Below are 17,390 nucleotides of genomic sequence, written 5' to 3'. Positions count from 1 at the left end.
ATTTGATGTCTTGGCCAAGGCTTATTATCAAATGAGTATAAATTGCGGATAGGGCAATAAAATCAGGATGGGTGAGTTGTGTATATTGTTGAGTTGAATCCGTTGAAAACATTTTTGAGTCTGGGAATGCTGACGAAATAAGCAGTCATAAATTAAAGAGATTTATTTTAGGTATCAACAGAATAAACATCTATAAATATTGCAAGGTTAAGCATTAACTGCTCAGTTATAAGTATCATATCGTGTTTTAAATAAGCGAGCATTCGCTTTCTCAACGGCCTCTCTTGCTGCGCCATCAGGGCCGGGAAAAAGCGTGGCCCCCGTGATGCCATACTGTGTACATAGGAAATAGACTTCTTCGGCATGAATAGCAGGGATGGTGTACTTCTCTAGGCAGCTTGCAGCGGCTTTATCATTGTCTATTTCTAAATCATGTAAACGGGAATCAATCCCTGACTTGCTGTAAGTAAAACAGCCCCGCTGCGCCGCGATATTTACACTGGCTGCGCCAGGTGCTGCAATAGCGACAAAGCTCGACGTATCCTGATTCAGTTGTCTGGCATCGAGTTTCCACACACCCATATCGCCATTATATTGTTGAGTGTCGGTGGTTTTTCCGTAGTTCCCCCAGTATTTAAGCACTGAGGATACGGCAAAATAGACGGCTACGATGGGTAGCATGGTCCAGTCTAATAAGCGAGTCGGTAGCCCATGATGCTGTGCCTTGGCCAGCAGAGGCAGCACTTGATCGGAGAACCAGTCATCGGGAGGACTTACGATGGCCTCATTGTTTTCTTCAAACGCTATTTCGTAGCAGATGTCACTTTTACGGCTATATATCTTGAGAATTTCTCTTAATTCCGGGCTGTCGCCTGGGATAGTTAGCCCAGCAGTATCACAGCTGATGGCATAATCTCTAAGCAATGAATATTCATAATAGGATATCTTGAGAGAGGCAGGTGTTTCCCTCTTCTTAAAAAAGGTATCCGCTAAATTAATGGTATGTTCTCTGGCTATGCTCGGTCTTAATGTCCAGCCTGCTTCACCTTGGCCACGATATAAAAATTGCTGACCTAGGTTGTGAGGAGAGATTAATGCCTGGATAAATTCTTTAGGGTCAGTAAATTTTATTTCTTTAACTTTCTTTGGTATGTCTGGCTGGTCCATTTAGTCGGTCTTCCTTGAAAACATTAATCCAAACATGTCCTGCTGCATCTGTTATTCATAATAGCGCTTATGTGATCCATAAATCATAACTTATAGCGAGTGGTGGCCGAGTAGTTAATCTACATGAAGTGTTTGTTATTAAATTAAATTAGTTGAGACAGCCGGCTGGGAAAGTTATGGTAATAGTTGCATTATGGACTTTAGAAAAAACAGAGAATAACGGCCCAACCGGCAATGATCGCAACAATGTTATTTTGATAATATCAAGGCTTTTTACCTACTGTATCGGCGGCGTGAGCGTTGCGATGTCCTATTGATTGCTCGGGACGTTCTGTAGTATCCCGTTTGGTTTGCCGCTCCATTTCATTATTTAGCTCTCCCCCTAGAAGAACAATGAAGGCAGAGAGCCAAAACCACATGAGAAGAATGACAACAGCTCCCAATGAGCCATAGATCTCGTCGAAGCTAGAGAAGTTTCGAACGTAAAGGGAAAAGCCGATTGAGCCGAGGATCCATAGCAGCGTGGCACTTACCGTACCAATGCTGACCCATTCCCAACGCGGTTTAGCTCGGTGAGGGCCATAGCGATAGAGCACGGCAATTGAAAGCATTGCCAACACAATTAACAGGGGCCAGCGGGAATAGAGAATCAACGTGCTGACCGTGTCACCGAGCGGTAGATGTCCTGCCACTGCAGGTATGAAGATAAGCGCAGCAAGCGTGACAATAGTCGTGATGATAAGGCCGGAAGTAAGTGCCAGTGTCATCAGCGTGCGCTTGATCAGGCTGCGGCTTTCATCCTCATCGTAAACGACGTTCATCCCTTCAATCAGTCCTTTTACGCCTCTAGAGGCGCTAAAGACTGCAAATAAAATACCGCCTATCGCCGTTAAGTTGATGCCTGACCCCGTGTTTTTTACTACTTTGCGTGCCTGCTGCTCAAGCAAACTGGCCGCTTCCGGCGGCAGGATGCTGCCTAATGAAGTAATCTGCTGTTCGATCTGCTGAGGGTCTAGTAATAGCCCCCACAGTGAAATAAGCGCGGCAATGGCGGGGAAAATAGCGAGCAGCCCGTAAAAAGCCACGCCGGCGGCAATTAACGTGACATGGTCCCGGTCGAGCTGTTCCTTGACCCGCAAAAATGTATCACGCCACCCCGACGTTGTGATTTCGGTTGGCCGCTCAGCATGGCGACCGCGGTAATCGTGTTGCTTGTCATGCCTTGCCATGAACATTCCCCAACGCGAATGGCATGGCAGGTTAGTTAAAGTAATGCCATGCCATCGTGACAACTATTGCCATGTTTCCCATTTCAATACTTTAGGGCTTATCACCGACTGTATCAGCGGCATAAGCACCACGTTTGCCCATCGGTTTTTCCGGCTCTACGGTGGTGTCCTGTCGGGTTTGGCGCTCCATCTCGCTGTTTAATTCAGCCCCCAGCAAGACGATGTAGGCGGAAAGCCAAAACCACATCAGAAGAATGACCACAGCGCCTAGCGAGCCATAGGTCTCGTTATAGCTTGCAAAGTTGCGTACATAAATCGAAAAGCCGATCGAGCCAATAATCCATAGGATGGTAGCGGCAACGGAGCCCACACTGACCCACTCCCAGCGCGCTGCACGGCGGTTGGGTGCGTAGCGATAAAGGATTGAAATAGCCGTCATGACAACAAGTAACAGAATAGGCCAGCGTACATAAAGCAGTAGGCTACTGATGGTGTCACCCAAAGGTAGGAAGCTGATCGCAATGGGAAGAATGGCAATCGTGGCGAGCGTAAGCACTGTGATGATGATCATGCCCAGCGTTAGCGCCATCACCAGCACTGTACGCTTGATAAAGCCGCGGCTTTCCCCTTCGTCGTAAATGATGTTCAGACCCGCTACAAAGCTTTTTACCCCTTTGGACGCACTGTAAATCGTGAACAGCAGCCCACCAATCGCTGCCAGGCTCATGCCTGTACCAGTGTTGGCGCTCACCTGGCGTGCTTGCCCCTCGATGATGCCTGCAGCCTCCTGAGGAAGCACTTCGCTTAGCGCTGCTATTTGCTGCTCGACCTGTTGGGGGTCAAACAGTAATCCCCACAGTGAAATAAGCGCAGCGATGGCGGGGAATATCGCCAAAAGGCCATAAAAGGCAATGCCTGCCGCGACCAGTGAAACATGATCACCATCCAGTTCGTTTTTGACACGCAGTAACGTGTCTCGCCATCCCGCAGCGGGGATTTGAGTGGGTTTTTTAGCGTCGCGGCCGCGATTATTTCCATGCTGTGTTTGTGTTGCCATGATCATCCTTAATCGAGGCTGTGATAATTATCCAGTATGTTAAGCATACTTTATGCTGATGGGTCATCTCATTATGCGAAAGCAAACATGACGGAGCGCCAGCATCGCCACCTTGGTTTATCGACAAGCTTAGTTTAATTAGCTTGGTTGCGCAGAAGGCGCGGTGGCTATGGCAGATAGGACACGGCTGAGCGTAGGAACACTATCGGCTACTGATGAAACAAAGGCGCGAGTGCGGCTGAGTGTACCGTCTGTCTCTCGGCTTAAATTCGTAAACGCTGTGATATAAGCTTCAAGCATAGTCACTTTCCTAGCAGGGCAGCCGACGCGTGATCAGTGTAGAAAAAAAGGAAGGATTTACGGTCAAGATAACGCGAGTACTGCGGGAGGAGACCTATCACACACTGGATCTCTATCTTTTCGTGCCGGGCGAGCTCGATCTCAATACTCACGTCGTATCGGAAGAAGCGTTCTATCACAACGCCATTCATCTCAAGCGTACCTATTACAGTAATACGCGTAATCTCCCCCTGATCCATAGCCGCCTGGCTGACCGTGGCAAGTTATCTTCCGAGCGCTACCGACTTAGCTTGAGCTTATATGCTTATCAGTACGTTGTTGCGCTGGAGCAGTCGACTCGTCAACTGCTCGATGACAAGGAGAGCACGACCTGCGAGCAGGTCGAGGAACTTGTCCAGCATACGCAAGGAATTCTCAGCCGGATGCGACGAAATGTGCCTGATGATGACAGCCGGCTCAAATACTACGCCAATATTGATAACTACCTGTCATGGCTCACCGAGCAGCAGCTATTGTCCCTGGTGGCGCATTTGCCTCGCGATGAACACTACACGGCAATCAGGGCCCTGTTACTGGATATCTGCAAGACGGAGCATGGCTATCGCGGCGACAGGCAGTACAACTCCAGTCGCGCAGAAGATGATCCATCGCGAATGTCCAACAAGATGCGTTTGCTACGCCGCTTGATTGAGTGGCCGGTGACGCTGAAAGAAAAAACGAAAGAACTGGGAGGCGGTGAGCAGCGCGCAGTAAAGGCATTAGCCACCGCAGTGGTAATGATTGTTGTGTCGATGATCATGCTTGAAGCGCGTGATGCTCTGGGTGATTTCACGCTACGTTTCGTGCTTGTTCTGGCGGGTCTTTATGCCTTGCGCGAAGTCTTCAAAGAGGATTTACGCAATACATTATGGCGATGGCTGCGCAAGGGCCGGCCCAAGTGGCGACGTCAGTATTACGACGCACACAGTGATGAGACCGTCGGACGCCTGCTTGAATGGGTGGACTACACGCGTTTTCACAAGCTGGGCGAGGATATCCGAGCCGCCAGGAAAGGCAACCTTACACATCGCGAAGAAGTGATTTTGCATTACCGCAGCAGTTCGCGCATGTCGCCGACCCGCTTCATGAGTGGATACAACGAGACGCGTGAAGTGATGAACCTCGACCTGCATATCCTCTCCAAATTGATGGACAAAGAATCCCGTCACGTCTATCGGCTCAAAGATGAACAGGTAGCTCGGGAGGCGGTAGAAAAACGCTATCAGATCAATCTGGTTACTAAAGAGGTGAAGGGGAACGATCAGGCGGTCATTCAGCGCTGGAAGATCGTCATGAATCGCTCCAAGGTCATCGATGTCGAGGAGGTAAGCTGAGTATCGGGTTGCTGCATTGCCGATCATGGCATTCTGGCGCATAGCTGCTACGCTTAATGTATCTGCGTGATGGATCGCAGCCGCTGTTTCAGTAATATTTCACTCGATGATAATGTGAAAAGAAACGCGATACGCTGTACACATTGGAGGTGACCATGAAAGATTCAAAGACTGATAAATCTGAAGGCTTTATCGATAAGGCATCGGGCAAGGCTAAGGAAACCTTAGGCAAGGCCACTGACGATCAAGATACCGAAGCCAAAGGCAAGGCTCAGAATACCAAGGGTGACGCCAAGAAGACCAAGGGCGACATGAAAGATACCATCAAGGATGCGGTTGATCCTAACCGTTAAGTCGATTGACGACCGGGTAGTAACTGGTAGTTCATATCTGATCAGCTATTACACGGCAATATAAAACAGGGACCCAATGGGTCCCTGTTTTAATTCATCACATCTCGTGACAATCGATATTGCGGGTATTGTCTTAATCTAGGAGTACAGGAGAGCGAAATGTTCAACAAACCGGCACCTATCGAACGTTCATCACAGCGTCAGTCCGAAATTGACCTTCAGTGTCAGAATCTTGCGCTTTATCAATACAATAGTTGCCCTTTCTGCAGAAAGGTGCGCGGTGAGATCGAACGCCTTGCACTTCCCATCGAAATGCGTGACGTAATGAAAAACCCCGAACATCGCCAAGCGCTTATGCAGGGCGGCGGTCGTACTACAGTGCCATGTCTGCAAATCACCCATGATAATGGCAAGGTGCAATGGATGTATGAATCTGACGACATCAACCGCTATCTGCGTGAACGTTTTAGTAATTGAGCATCGATTTTTATCGATTCATGGCTGACGGTCGGCCCATATTTTCGGGGCCAAAAGAGTCCGGCAATAATTCATCCATGGTGTAGGACTTAAGCAGCTGACCGTCGCCATTGAGCACGTGGATTTGTGTATTTAATGAGGCAAACTCACGGATACGTTGACGACAGTCGCCACACGGCGTGCACAGATGCGCGCCGGGCCCGATGACATAAATCGTCCTGATCAGCCTGTCTCCCGCCGAAGCCATTGCGGCAATGGCACTGGCTTCTGCACATAGCCCCTTGTAATTGGCGATTTCCACGTTGCATCCGGTATAAACATGGCCTTCTGCTGTCTCCAGCACGGCACCGACCGGATGGTCGGAATACGGCGCGTAAGCATTGTCACGCACCGCAAGCAGCTGGCTCCTGAGTTGGGGTGAGACGGTCATGGCTGTGTCTTCAGTAAGCGCCATCGGGACTACTCCTTGTCATGATCGTCGAGAAGGACCGCATCGAGGGCCACTTCCATCATTTCATTGAAGCTCGTCTGCCGCTCCAGTGCGCTGAGCGATTCGCCACGCAGGATATGATCCGACACGGTACAGATTGTCAGAGCCCGGGCATTGAATTCCGCCGCAACGCCGTACAAGCCGGCGGCTTCCATCTCGACGCCGAGAATGCCGTACTGCTTCATGCGTGAAAACAGCTCGTTCTGCGGTGAATAGAAAAGGTCAGCGGAAAATAGATTGCCTACCTTTACGGCTACATTCTTCGCCCGCGCAGCGGCAACCGCATGGCTGGCCAGAGTGAAATCGGCGATTGCGGCGAAATCGTGATCCATGAAGCGCGTGCGGTTAACTTTAGAATCGGTGCAAGCACCGATGCCGATCACGATATCCCGCAGGCCGACGTCATCACGCACTGCACCGCAGGAGCCAACCCGGACCAGCGATTTCACATCGTACTCAGTAATCAATTCCTTGGCGTAAATCGAGGTCGAGGGAATGCCCATCCCCGTCCCCATCGTTGAGATGCGCCGGCCCTTGTAGAGGCCGGTATAGCCCAGCATATTGCGCACGCGGTTGACCTCACGCACCTCGGTCAGAAACGTCTCGGCGATGTATTGTGCCCTGAGCGGGTCGCCGGGCATCAGTACGGTGTCGGCAAAATCACCGCGTTCTGCCTGGATATGGGGAGTTGCCATGTAAAGCCTCGTGGAAAGATGTTGTTAGCGTTATACGTCAATCGACGATGATGAACGGTGTCATAGAAAGGCGCGGCCATAATCCATTGCGTCCAGCCCGAAGTAGCGCGCCAGCGACTGGCCGATATCGGCGTAGCTCTCGCGCGCACCGAGTGGGCCAGGGGTGAGAGGTCCCCCTAACGCCAGTACCGGCACCTGTTCACGGGTATGATCAGTGCCGCGCCAAGTCGGATCGCAGCCATGATCGGCGGTAATGATCAGTACATCATTCGGCTGTAAGCGCGCCAGCAATTCGGGTAGACGGCGATCGAAGGCCTCAAGCGCCGCCGCATACCCGGCCACGTCGCGGCGATGCCCGTAAATCATGTCGAAGTCGACGAAGTTGGTCATCACCAGAGTGTTATCACCGGCTCGCTCAAGCTCGTTCAGAGTGGCATCGAACAGAGCTTCATGACCACTTGCTTTAAGCTTGCGAGTAATGCCGCAGTGCGCGTAGATATCGGCGATCTTGCCGATCGATACCACTTCTCCGCCATGCTCGGCCAGTTTTTGCAGCACAGTGGGAGAGGGTGGCTCAACAGCATAGTCGCGACGGTTGGCGGTACGTGTGAAGTCTCCAATGTGACTGCCAACGAAGGGGCGCGCGATAACCCGGCCAATGTTGTAGGGTTCAAGCAGGCGGCGAGCGAGTTCGCACAGCGTATAGAGCCGCCCGAGGCCGAAGTGCTCTTCATGACAAGCTATTTGGAATACCGAGTCGGCCGAGGTATAGAAGATGGGCTTGCCACTGCGGACATGTTCTTCACCAAGCGCTTCGATGATCGTCGTGCCCGATGAGTGGCAATTACCGAGATAGCCTGGCAGCCCGGCCTCGCGTACCAGCGCCTCGAGTAGATCCGCAGGAAAACTGTTTTCCTTTTCTGCGAAGTAACCCCAATCGAACAGCACCGGCACGCCAGCAATTTCCCAATGCCCGGAAGGCGTGTCCTTGCCAGAAGATATTTCACGGGCACAGGCGTAGCTGCCGACGATCTCGCCCTCAACGGGCACCTCGATGCCTTCGGCCCATGCACCGCTGCTATCGCGGTGGGCATGAAAAAGCCCCAGGCGGGCCATGTTTGGCAGTGTGAGTAGGCCCTGTCGGTCCTGATTGGCTTTGCCATCTGCGCAGGCGCGAGCGATATGGCCGAGGGTATCGGCACCTTCGTCGCCAAAGCGTGCCGCATCCGGTGCGCCACCAATACCGAAGGAGTCGAGGATCAAGACAACAGCGCGTTTCATGACACCTCCCGATGACGAATCACATCGTGAATAAGGGGATGAATAGACGGCGCTGCGCCCAACGTGACGGCCGTCTGGACCCGGTGTGCCGCACGTGCGAACTCGGCCTCATCACGTGCATGAATAATGGCCAGCGGCTGGCCCGGTACCATGTAATCACCCAGTGAGACAATCTGACTCAAGCCTACGCTGTGATCGATGGTTGCACCTGCAGTCATGCGTCCACCGCCTAACTCAACCACGCTCATGCCGAGGGCTCGGATATCGATGTGATTTACATAGCCCTCTGTCTTGGCAAGTATCGGGCGAACCAGAGGTGCCTTGGGCAGGTAGTGATCACTGCGAGTGATGAAGTCATGCGGGCCACCGAGACCGGCAATCATGTGCTCGAAGCGCTCAGCCGCCGCGCCAGAGCTCAGCGCTTTGTCGAGTCGGTGGCCGGCTTGCTCGGCGTCGTTGACCAGCCCGCCCTGCAGCAGCATTTCAATGGCCAACGCGCGCGTGACTTCCAGCAGTCGTCCGCCGTGAAGTTCACCGTTGAGCAGTGCGACCGCCTCGGCGACTTCCACCGCGTTGCCGGCACTGGTCGCCAGTACTTGATTCATGTCGGTCAAAAGCGCTGCGGTCGGCATGCCGGCAGCATTGGCGATATCGACAATCGCCTGGGCTAGCTCGCGTGAGGCTTCCGGTGTTGGCATGAAGGCACCGCTGCCGACCTTGACGTCCATTACCAATCCTTGCAGGCCACAGGCCAGCTTCTTGCCGAGAATCGAAGCGACAATCAGCGGGATGGACTCCACTGTTGCCGTCACGTCGCGTACGGCATAAAGACGTTTATCGGCGGCAGCCAGCCGAGCAGTCTGGCCAATGATGGCGACTCCACAGTCTCTGACCAGGCGCCGAAACGTGTCGTTATCAGGATAAATGTTGTAGCCAGGGATCGATTCGAGCTTATCCAGCGTGCCGCCGGTGTGGCCTAGTCCGCGGCCGGAAACCATTGGCACATGGGCACCGCAGGCCGCCACCCAAGGCCCCAGTACCAGCGAGACCACGTCGCCCACGCCACCGGTGGAGTGTTTGTCGAGTACCGGCCCGGCGAGGTTCATGTCGCTCCAGTCGATCACTTCACCGGAATCACGGATAGCGGTGGTCAACGCGACGCGTTCGGCGTGATTCATGCCATTGAGATAGACCGCCATGGCGAAGGCGCCGATCTGCTCATTGCCAATGGTGTCCGAGGCGATGCCGTTGATAAAAAAACGGATATCCTCGGTGCTGAGCGCCAACCCGTCACGCTTATGACGAATGATCTCCTGCGGTAGCATCAGTAGCCACTCCCGGCTGGCCCCTGAACGTCGACGTCCAGTGTCTTGAGCAGGTCTCCGAGCAGACTGGATGCGCCGAAACGGAAGTGTGCCGGCGTTGGCCAGTTGTCGCCCATGATGCGCCGTGCCAGATCAAGATAGGCTTTGGCTTCGGTAGCGGTGCGCACCCCGCCGGCGGCCTTGAAACCGACGTCGCGGCCGCTGGCGCGGATCGCTTCGAGCATGATTTTGGCGGCTTCCAGCGTAGCGTTGACCGCGACCTTGCCGGTTGAGGTCTTGATGAAATCGGCACCGCCGGCGATTGCCAGCTCGCTGGCGCGGCGGATCAGTGTGGCGTCCTTGAGCTCACCGCTTTCGATGATCACCTTGAGCGTGATCTCACCACAGGCAGCCTTGCACTGCTCGACCAGCCGTTGTCCTACGCTTTCGTCGCCGGAGATCAGTGCGCGGTAGGGAAAGACGACATCGACTTCATCAGCGCCTTGAGTCACAGCGTCACGCGTTTCCGTCACTGCGCGTTCGATATCATCGCTGCCAGCGGGGAAGTTGGTCACCGTAGCGATTCTGACCTGACCGAGCAGGCCTAGCCGTTTGAGCTCTTCACGCGCCGCGGGGATGAACTGCGGGTAAATGCACACGGCGGCGGGGTGACCGACTAGCGTCTGCGCCTGGCGGCATAACGCAGCGACGCTCTCATCAGTGTCATCGGCGTTGAGCGTGGTCAGATCCATCAGCGTGAGGGCTTCGGCGGCGGCCTGCTGTAACATTGTCATTGTGTCACCATTGAGAATGGAAATAGGTTCAGGTGCTTCAACCAGACGGTGAGTCATGGGCATGCAGTGAATAGCAGAAGAAAGACGCTCGGCGTAGCTGCACTAAAATGAGGTTTCTTCTCGAGTGTTATAGTAGTGTCCAGAATTATATATTTTGTGAAATATATAACATTATTTGTTTGCGGTTTAACAGTCCTGCGCGGATAGTCATGGCTTATATGCCAAATACGTATGCTTAAGAAGGTGGTTTACTTCGCCAGGTGCGATGAGAATGCACTGATGTTAAGGGTGTCAGCGAGGAGAGTAACGACACATGAACGCTCGTAGTGGGCAACGTCTGGCGCGCTTGCAGGAGGCACTAAGTCGTGGCGGTACGCTCCCGCTGACGGAGGCTGCCAAGCTATGTAACGTGTCTGAAATGACTATTCGCCGTGACGTGGCCGCCAGTGATGGCAGCGTAAAGTTTCTTGGCGGACATCTGATCATGGCTGAAGATCCGCTCTATCGTCCCGTCTACAATCTGGATGAAGAGCAGGGCAGCCATGCGCTAGTCAAACAGTGCCTGTGCCAGCGTGCTGCGGCGCTGATCGAGGATGGCGATACACTGTTTATCGATTGCGGCACGACACTGATGCCTTTGATCGAGGCGCTCGATCGTGACATGACGCTGACGGTGGTGACCTATGCATTGAATGTCGGTAATGCGGTCAGTCGGTTGCCGAATGTGCGCCTGCTATTGCTTGGGGGGCTTTACTACAGTTCATCGATGTCGTTTGGCGGCGACGAGATGGATGCAGCGATCAGACGGTTGGGCATTAACAAGGCCTTTATCTCAGCGGCAGGCCTGCATGCGGGCAGAGGCGCCAGTTGCTTTCACTTTCATGAAGTCGCGCCCAAGCAGGCTGCAATCGCAAGTGCCATGCAGCGTATTCTGGTGATTGATGACAGCAAGTTGGACGTCATCCGCCCTGCTTTTTTCGCCAGCCTCGACAGTTTCGATATCATCATCACCAACGGTGAGGCCGGGCTTGCTTTGCAAGAAAGCCACCAGGGTGTGGCGGCAGGGCCGCAGATACTGCTCGCGTGAGTCTAATCATTCGCTGATGAAAGAAGACACCGCTGTCTGCTTTGGCAGGAGCGCCCGTGTCAGACAGCGGCTATCGGATATCGTATCCGGGCGATCGCAAGGATCAGCGTTTTGCGCGCAGGCCCTTCAATTTTATAATGGTCGGGCCGGGAGCACGACCATGCTGCTCGTAATATTCCTGACGGCGGCGCCATTCGACACGCTGCTCGCGGCGTTTTAGATCGGCGAAGGTAGCGACCTTTTCCGAAACGATCTGACCATCCCGTACCCAGCGTAGCCGCTTGCCTGTCTTGAATAAAATGACCTTGGCGATGTAATCAAGACGATCGGAATATCCTGCACGGCCATAAGCTGGCACTGCTAGATGTTTCGGCGCCACCTGCTCGTCGACCAACACGATAGAGGCGCGCTTGTCATTCCGCTCTGGATGTTCTGATGGGCGCATATCCCACTCTCCTACGCGTTTTACAATTCGTCGAATTAACTCTCGCCCGCAGATCAGTAATCACAAGACACCGATGAAACGCGCTGTCAGGTATCGAATCGATGGCCAGTGCGTTCTTTACTAAGTTGGAGTGATTAATACTAAGCGGGTGATTCGAGGCGAACTATGTCAAATAATGTAAATCGAGGCTGTGCCGTTATGTATGGCGAAAGGATGAATAGCCGCTTTGGCATAGTACTCATGCAGGGCGGCAGGTAGCTGCGCTCATGAGGCACCAACAATGATGTTTCAGCAGCGAAATGCAGGAGATAAGGTCAAGTACTAGCGTGGATATACCACGCTAGCGACCGCCACCTGAAAGGGCTTGGCGGTCTTATACGACGAAGAGGGCAGGTAATGGAATGCCAGAAGAATGCCCGTTCAGGCGTGAAATGATCCCATAACGCCAGGCTAGCACAGGATGCGGGCTCTACGGTGCGCAGTAGTAATAGTGAGCCGGCAGGAGATTCAACGGCTGGAAACTACGGTCCACGCTTGAAAAGGTTCTATGCAAGTCAGGCAGAATAGTCGGTGAGAATTGATAAAGCAGAAACGCCCCGTCTGCCTTTAGGGCCTTTTGCGTGGCGCGCAGAATATTCTCCTTGATATCGCCAGGCAGCGTGCTGAAGGGAATGCCGGAGATGACATAATCGGCGTCACTGAGTTCGCGCTGTGTCAGTATGCTCTGGATGTTTTCCGCTGAATCATGAATGACCTCCATGCGCGGGTCAGTAAATGCCTGATTGAGGAATTCGACGAAATCCTCGTTTGTTTCCAGCACGATCAATGTTGCCTCGGGATGCATCCGCCGCAGAATCTCTTGAGTGAAGGTACCCACCCCAGGGCCATATTCCACCAGAACCCTGGCCTGCTCCCAATTAACTTGATCGAGCATGCTCTTGACGAGAAAAGGGGAGCTGGGAATGATCGAGCCCAGCATCTTGGGATGCTTGAAAAAGTTTCTAGCAAATAACGACACTTGCTGACACATGGACGGTAAATGTTGCGACGTGCCTTTTGTAGATTTGTTGGCTTCCATTCGAGCGGCTCCTTCCTGCCTGGATGATCTGTTCACTCACCTTAGACTACCGGGTCGGAGAGGAAAAGAACTCCCCACCCAAGATAGCCAAATGAGCTTACAAAATGCATTGATACCATTTGCCACTATCCGCCTATGGCAAACAGCGTACTCCTGTCGATGATCCAGATCAGCGTACTGATAGTGATAAACGAGGCCACTGCCGACATCATGAGCGCTGCGGCGCACAGCCCTTCGAGATTGAAACGCTGCCCAAAAATGGGATAGACGCTCAGCATCGGGGAACTGGCAATGACGATGGCGGCTACTTTCAGTGCGGGGTCGACTGCAGGAAAAATCAGGAAGGCAAGACAGACGGCAACCGGGTGAAGCACCAGCTTGCCAAGTACAATCTGACTGACATCGCTGACCATGCCCTGCACCTTGATCCCGAAAAGGCTCCCTCCTATGACGAATAGCGCCGTAGGTGCCGAAGCCGTAGCCAGCATATCGATCGCCTTGAACAGCGGCGCGGGGAGTTCAGCGCTGGACAGAGAAAGTACCGCGCCGGCAACAATGGAAAGAATGATTGGATTACGGATGAGGCGCGCCGCTGACATGCGCAACACATTTTTAATCGATGCTCCGCTTTGTGCACCTGCTTCTGCCAGGGCCAGCCCTGTTGGAATCATCATCATGTTCTCGACCAGCATGCACAGCGCCAACGCAACGCCCGCCGGTGAGCCGACCACCATGACCGCGATCGGGTAGCCAATGAAACCGCTGTTGGACGTCGACATGCCCAGGGCATAGAGGGCGCTCTTGTCGAGTGGCTTGCGTTGCACGAACTTCGCATAACACACCGCCAGGCAGTAGATCGTCATCGAGCCTAGACCGTAGGCGAGCAGGTAATGCGCATTGAGCACTTCGGTAAGCGGATGCTCGGTGAGAGATTTGATGATCAGTGCCGGTAGCGCAAAGTTGATTACGAAAGCGCCGAGACCTTGTATCTGTACTTTTGTCACGATCCGGGCGAGGACAGCTAGATACCCCAGCGCGATCAGTATGAAGATCGGCGCGGTGATCGAAAGAATTCCAAGCACTCCCTGGCTCCTTAGCGATCGAGTGTCTGCTCCGGCTTTCCCGCGCTGCACAGGAAGAGCCGAACATGGCCCGGCCCTTATCGCAGGGCTAGTCTCTCGGTCACGATGTAGTTATTACATTTTTGGTATGTCTCGCTCGATTTTGCGAACAAAAAAGATAAAGCACAACGCCACTATTGCCGTTATCCCCAGACCAGAGCTGCCAATCGCCTATAGCGGGTATGTCGTGACTCGCGGGCTATTCAGTCGCTGCGTCAGTCGCCGCGTAGAGTCAGCGCCAGCGCATTTAATTCTTTCGATCAGGTAACTACACAATGCTGAAGGCAACTGCACGTCATATCTTGGTCAGCACCAGGGAAAAGGCCGAAGCGCTCAAGGCTGAAATTGAAGCGGGTAAGGATTTTGCTGAATCCGCTCGGCACTACTCAACATGTCCTTCCGGACGCCAGGGCGGAAATCTGGGCTCCTTCGGCCGTGGGCAGATGGTCAGAGAGTTTGATGAAATTGTATTCAGTGCAGACCTTCACAAGGTGCAAGGCCCGGTGAAAACCCAGTTCGGTTATCATCTTCTGGAAATCACCAAACGCGCCTGAAGTTATCCGTGTCACCCGGTCGGCCATGAACGACTTCGCAACGACTTTTATAACGTCTATGCTGTAGATAAGACTCATGATCGGGCGTCAATCGCCGTTTCATGGCCAGTGTTGGTCTGGCACTACAGTTTTCTTATCGCAAGCGAGGTGATCGTTATGGCAGATTCAAAGTCGAAGAAAGCAGAAGGCGCGCTCGATAAGGTAAGCGGCAAGATTCAAGAGGCCACCGGCAAGCTGACTGGTGACGCCGATGAGATAGAGAAGGGCCGCAAGGACGAAGAAAAGGGTGCCGCCAAAAGCACGCCGGGTGAAACACGTGAGCCGGCCAGATTCAAAAAATGAGGCATAAGCGGTAAGCATTCAAAACATGAACAAGCAAAAGGGAGCCTTCGGGTTCCCTTTTCATTAAAGGGCATATCTGATTGATCTATTTTGTCTTATTCATGCAGCGTATAATCGGCGCTACTTTTTAATCCATAACGCAAGGTGACTCATGCCTCAGGCAACTGCACGCCACATTCTGGTAGATAGCAAGGAAAAAGCTGAAGCTCTCAAGGCCGAAATTGAAGGCGGTAAGGATTTCGCTGAAGTCGCACGCCAGAATTCCACCTGCCCGTCCGGCCGTCAGGGCGGAGATCTCGGCTCTTTCGGCCGTGGCCAGATGGTCCGTGAATTCGACGAGGTCGTGTTCAACGAAGATCTGAACAAGGTCCACGGCCCGGTGAAGACCCAGTTCGGCTATCACCTGTTGGAAATTACCAGCCGCACCTGATCGACAGGCTGGCTATTAGATAAAAATACCGCCGCGAATTTCGCGGCGGTATTTTTATGCCCTCAAGAAAAGTGATCTTTCCTGGGAACCATAGACTCATATTGGTGCCGCTTTCGTCGCATTGCCACTTGGCAAAATAAACAGCAGATTGTTATTTAGCGAACATAAATTCGCCAAATGAACGTTTAGGCGCGGATGGCTGCGTACGCCTGTGCTTACACACATGGGCTTACACACATGGAGTGGCACGATGAAAAGCAAAAAAGCACCCTTTTTCCTTGCTGCACTGCTTGGCCTGGCGGCCAGCCTGCCAATGGCTGCCCATGCAGAGACCAAGGTCGTTATGCTGGGGACTGGCACGCCAGTGCCTGATAGCGACCGCGCGGGTGCAAGTGTCGCCGTTGTTCATGATGGCGAAGCCTACGTGTTCGACATGGGGGCGGGCGCTAATAAAAGAGCCATTCAGGCGGCGCAGCGCCTGGGGATCGAGCCGCTCTATCCGACCCATATCAAGTATCTCTTCTTTACCCACCTGCACAGCGACCACATCCTCGACTATCCGGAGCTGTTGGGAACCTACTGGTGGCGGCGTGCCGATCAGCTCAACGTCTTTGGCCCTGTTGGCACGCAGGCGATGAGTGAAGGTGTCTACACCATGTTAGCCGATGACACTGAAACACGGCTCAAGGACAAGAGCCCCGTCACTAACAGAAATGCCCATCGGGCTATCGTTCAAGAGTTTGACGCGCCCGGTGTGGTTTTCGAAGACAATGGGGTGAGGGTCGAGGCCTTTCCGGTTACACACGGCGACTGGGATAAAGCGTATGGTTATAAAGTCACCACGCCAGACAAGACCATCGTCATCTCGGGAGATACCTCGTTAAATGACGAGGTGCGCAAGCAGGCCAAGGGCGCAGATATCCTTGTTCATGAGGCTATCAGTCACACCGGCTGGGAGAAGCTTTCGAGCGATTGGCAAGCGTACCATCAATATGCGCATACCTTGACCAACGAGCTGGCCGATCTAGCAAATGATGCTCAGCCACAGCTGTTGGTGCTGTATCACGTCTTGCATTACAGCGCGCCTGTTACATCGGTGCTTGACGAGGTCAAGGCACGCTATGACGGCAATGTCGTACTTGCTGATGATCTGGATGTCTTTGAGTAGCCAGGCAGGACAGAAACTGGAAAACCGCCGCGACCTTTCTCGCGGCGGTTTTTTTATGCTTCGAAGACGCGTTGGCTTATCGGTGCGTTCAGGCAGCGTTGAGCTCTCGGGCCGACAGCGCGGCATCAAGCGCGTATGCTGTTAGCTCCCGACGCTGCTTGTAAACGTCGCCATGGCGTATCAAGTGTTTTCACTATCGTTTATTACCGAACCGAGCCGCCCATGAAGTTCCTGTTTCGCTATTTCTTCAGAACCGTTCGCCTTGTGCTCGCCCCCGTAATGATACTGAGCGAAAAACTCAATAAACCCGAGAGTATTGAGCGCTCGCCCGAGGCCCAGGCCGAGGTTGATGCCCAGTGTCGCTCGCTGGCGCTTTATCAGTTCAAGACCTGTCCGTTTTGTATCAAGGTGAGGCGTGAGATGCATCGCCTGGCGCTGCCAATTGAGCTGCGCGATACCCAGCATGACCAGGCCCGTCGTACCGAGCTGGAGCAGGGCGGCGGTCGGGTCAAGGTGCCATGTCTGCAGATCACGGATGACAGCGGTAAAGTGGAGTGGATGTATGAGTCCGATGCGATCAATCGCTATCTCGATCAGCGCTTCGGCCAGGCCATGGTCTGACAGGTTCGAAGCCCTTGCAAAAAC

At 53.3% G+C, this 17,390-nt stretch carries 20 protein-coding genes; 9 read left to right on the top strand and 11 right to left on the bottom strand.

From position 1 onward, the window contains the following. Nucleotides 1–222: 222 nt before the first annotated feature. The 3 genes from C3Z11_RS15295 to C3Z11_RS15285 all read right to left on the bottom strand — a co-directional run bounded on the left by C3Z11_RS15295 (nucleotide 223) and on the right by C3Z11_RS15285 (nucleotide 3,453). The gene (locus tag C3Z11_RS15295; protein ID WP_106478807.1) at nucleotides 223–1,167 is read right to left on the bottom strand and encodes an FRG domain-containing protein; all 945 of its coding nucleotides are present in this window, start codon (nucleotides 1,165–1,167) and stop codon (nucleotides 223–225) included. 263 nt (nucleotides 1,168–1,430) lie between these two features. Then, nucleotides 1,431–2,396, bottom strand: a complete 966-nt coding sequence (locus tag C3Z11_RS15290; protein ID WP_106478806.1) for a YihY/virulence factor BrkB family protein — start codon at nucleotides 2,394–2,396, stop codon at nucleotides 1,431–1,433. A 91-nt stretch (nucleotides 2,397–2,487) separates the two neighbouring features. After that, nucleotides 2,488–3,453, bottom strand: coding sequence for a YihY/virulence factor BrkB family protein (locus C3Z11_RS15285; RefSeq protein ID WP_106478805.1), 966 nt, complete (start codon nucleotides 3,451–3,453; stop codon nucleotides 2,488–2,490). Nucleotides 3,454–3,782: 329 nt separating this feature from the next. On the opposite strand from C3Z11_RS15285, the gene C3Z11_RS15280 reads away from it, so the two are divergent. From C3Z11_RS15280 to C3Z11_RS15270, 3 genes are all read left to right on the top strand, one after another. Then, nucleotides 3,783–5,126 carry a hypothetical protein gene (locus tag C3Z11_RS15280; RefSeq protein ID WP_106478804.1) on the top strand — a complete coding sequence of 448 codons (1,344 nt, stop codon included), beginning with the start codon at nucleotides 3,783–3,785 and terminating at the stop codon, nucleotides 5,124–5,126. Between the two features lie 155 nt (nucleotides 5,127–5,281). Next, a complete protein-coding gene (locus C3Z11_RS15275) occupies nucleotides 5,282–5,479 on the top strand; it encodes a CsbD family protein (RefSeq protein WP_106478803.1) in 198 nt (65 codons plus the stop codon). 159 nt (nucleotides 5,480–5,638) lie between these two features. After that, nucleotides 5,639–5,956 carry a glutaredoxin family protein gene (locus C3Z11_RS15270; RefSeq protein ID WP_106478802.1) on the top strand — a complete coding sequence of 106 codons (318 nt, stop codon included), beginning with the start codon at nucleotides 5,639–5,641 and terminating at the stop codon, nucleotides 5,954–5,956. 10 nt (nucleotides 5,957–5,966) lie between these two features. Here C3Z11_RS15270 and cdd read toward each other — a convergent pair whose 3' ends face one another. From cdd to deoC, 5 genes are read right to left on the bottom strand one after another with little or no spacing between them, the layout of a single operon-like run. Continuing rightward, nucleotides 5,967–6,410 carry a cytidine deaminase gene (gene cdd / locus C3Z11_RS15265; RefSeq protein ID WP_262927434.1) on the bottom strand — a complete coding sequence of 148 codons (444 nt, stop codon included), beginning with the start codon at nucleotides 6,408–6,410 and terminating at the stop codon, nucleotides 5,967–5,969. 5 nt (nucleotides 6,411–6,415) lie between these two features. Beyond that, a complete protein-coding gene (gene deoD / locus C3Z11_RS15260) occupies nucleotides 6,416–7,141 on the bottom strand; it encodes a purine-nucleoside phosphorylase (protein ID WP_106478801.1) in 726 nt (241 codons plus the stop codon). A gap of 60 nt (nucleotides 7,142–7,201) precedes the next feature. Continuing rightward, nucleotides 7,202–8,422: a phosphopentomutase gene (locus tag C3Z11_RS15255; RefSeq protein WP_106478800.1), complete on the bottom strand. Its 1,221-nt coding sequence runs from the start codon at nucleotides 8,420–8,422 to the stop codon at nucleotides 7,202–7,204. After that, entirely contained in the window at nucleotides 8,419–9,747 is a 1,329-nt protein-coding gene (gene deoA / locus C3Z11_RS15250) for a thymidine phosphorylase (protein ID WP_106478799.1), read from the bottom strand. Before deoA ends, C3Z11_RS15255 begins: the two co-directional genes overlap by 4 nt. Next, nucleotides 9,747–10,520, bottom strand: a complete 774-nt coding sequence (gene deoC, locus C3Z11_RS15245) for a deoxyribose-phosphate aldolase (RefSeq protein WP_106479075.1) — start codon at nucleotides 10,518–10,520, stop codon at nucleotides 9,747–9,749. Before deoC ends, deoA begins: the two co-directional genes overlap by 1 nt. A 313-nt stretch (nucleotides 10,521–10,833) precedes the next feature. Between deoC and C3Z11_RS15240 the strand changes: the two genes are divergently transcribed. Continuing rightward, nucleotides 10,834–11,607 (top strand): DeoR family transcriptional regulator, encoded by a 774-nt coding sequence (locus C3Z11_RS15240; RefSeq protein ID WP_106478798.1) that lies wholly within the window; start codon nucleotides 10,834–10,836, stop codon nucleotides 11,605–11,607. 103 nt (nucleotides 11,608–11,710) lie between these two features. On the opposite strand, the gene C3Z11_RS15235 is transcribed toward C3Z11_RS15240, so the two are convergent. From C3Z11_RS15235 to C3Z11_RS15225, 3 genes are all read right to left on the bottom strand, one after another. Further along, nucleotides 11,711–12,052 (bottom strand): hypothetical protein, encoded by a 342-nt coding sequence (locus tag C3Z11_RS15235; protein WP_106478797.1) that lies wholly within the window; start codon nucleotides 12,050–12,052, stop codon nucleotides 11,711–11,713. A gap of 469 nt (nucleotides 12,053–12,521) precedes the next feature. After that, nucleotides 12,522–13,130 (bottom strand): class I SAM-dependent methyltransferase, encoded by a 609-nt coding sequence (locus tag C3Z11_RS15230; RefSeq protein WP_106478796.1) that lies wholly within the window; start codon nucleotides 13,128–13,130, stop codon nucleotides 12,522–12,524. A 125-nt stretch (nucleotides 13,131–13,255) separates the two neighbouring features. Beyond that, nucleotides 13,256–14,212: an AEC family transporter gene (locus tag C3Z11_RS15225; protein ID WP_106478795.1), complete on the bottom strand. Its 957-nt coding sequence runs from the start codon at nucleotides 14,210–14,212 to the stop codon at nucleotides 13,256–13,258. A 314-nt stretch (nucleotides 14,213–14,526) separates the two neighbouring features. On the opposite strand from C3Z11_RS15225, the gene C3Z11_RS15220 reads away from it, so the two are divergent. From C3Z11_RS15220 to C3Z11_RS15200, 5 genes are all read left to right on the top strand, one after another. Then, the gene (locus C3Z11_RS15220) at nucleotides 14,527–14,805 is read left to right on the top strand and encodes a peptidylprolyl isomerase (protein WP_106478794.1); all 279 of its coding nucleotides are present in this window, start codon (nucleotides 14,527–14,529) and stop codon (nucleotides 14,803–14,805) included. A 156-nt stretch (nucleotides 14,806–14,961) separates the two neighbouring features. Continuing rightward, nucleotides 14,962–15,147: a CsbD family protein gene (locus C3Z11_RS15215; protein WP_106479074.1), complete on the top strand. Its 186-nt coding sequence runs from the start codon at nucleotides 14,962–14,964 to the stop codon at nucleotides 15,145–15,147. 151 nt (nucleotides 15,148–15,298) lie between these two features. Next, nucleotides 15,299–15,577, top strand: a complete 279-nt coding sequence (locus C3Z11_RS15210; protein ID WP_106478793.1) for a peptidylprolyl isomerase — start codon at nucleotides 15,299–15,301, stop codon at nucleotides 15,575–15,577. A 250-nt stretch (nucleotides 15,578–15,827) separates the two neighbouring features. Then, a complete protein-coding gene (locus tag C3Z11_RS15205; protein WP_106478792.1) occupies nucleotides 15,828–16,745 on the top strand; it encodes an MBL fold metallo-hydrolase in 918 nt (305 codons plus the stop codon). A 222-nt stretch (nucleotides 16,746–16,967) separates the two neighbouring features. Further along, nucleotides 16,968–17,366, top strand: a complete 399-nt coding sequence (locus tag C3Z11_RS15200; protein WP_106478791.1) for a glutaredoxin family protein — start codon at nucleotides 16,968–16,970, stop codon at nucleotides 17,364–17,366. Nucleotides 17,367–17,390: the final 24 nt, after the last annotated feature.

This window comes from Phytohalomonas tamaricis, from assembly GCF_003012345.1.
Classification (GTDB): Bacteria; Pseudomonadota; Gammaproteobacteria; order Pseudomonadales; family Halomonadaceae; genus Phytohalomonas; species Phytohalomonas tamaricis.
This window is presented reverse-complemented; position numbering and strand designations above follow the sequence as displayed.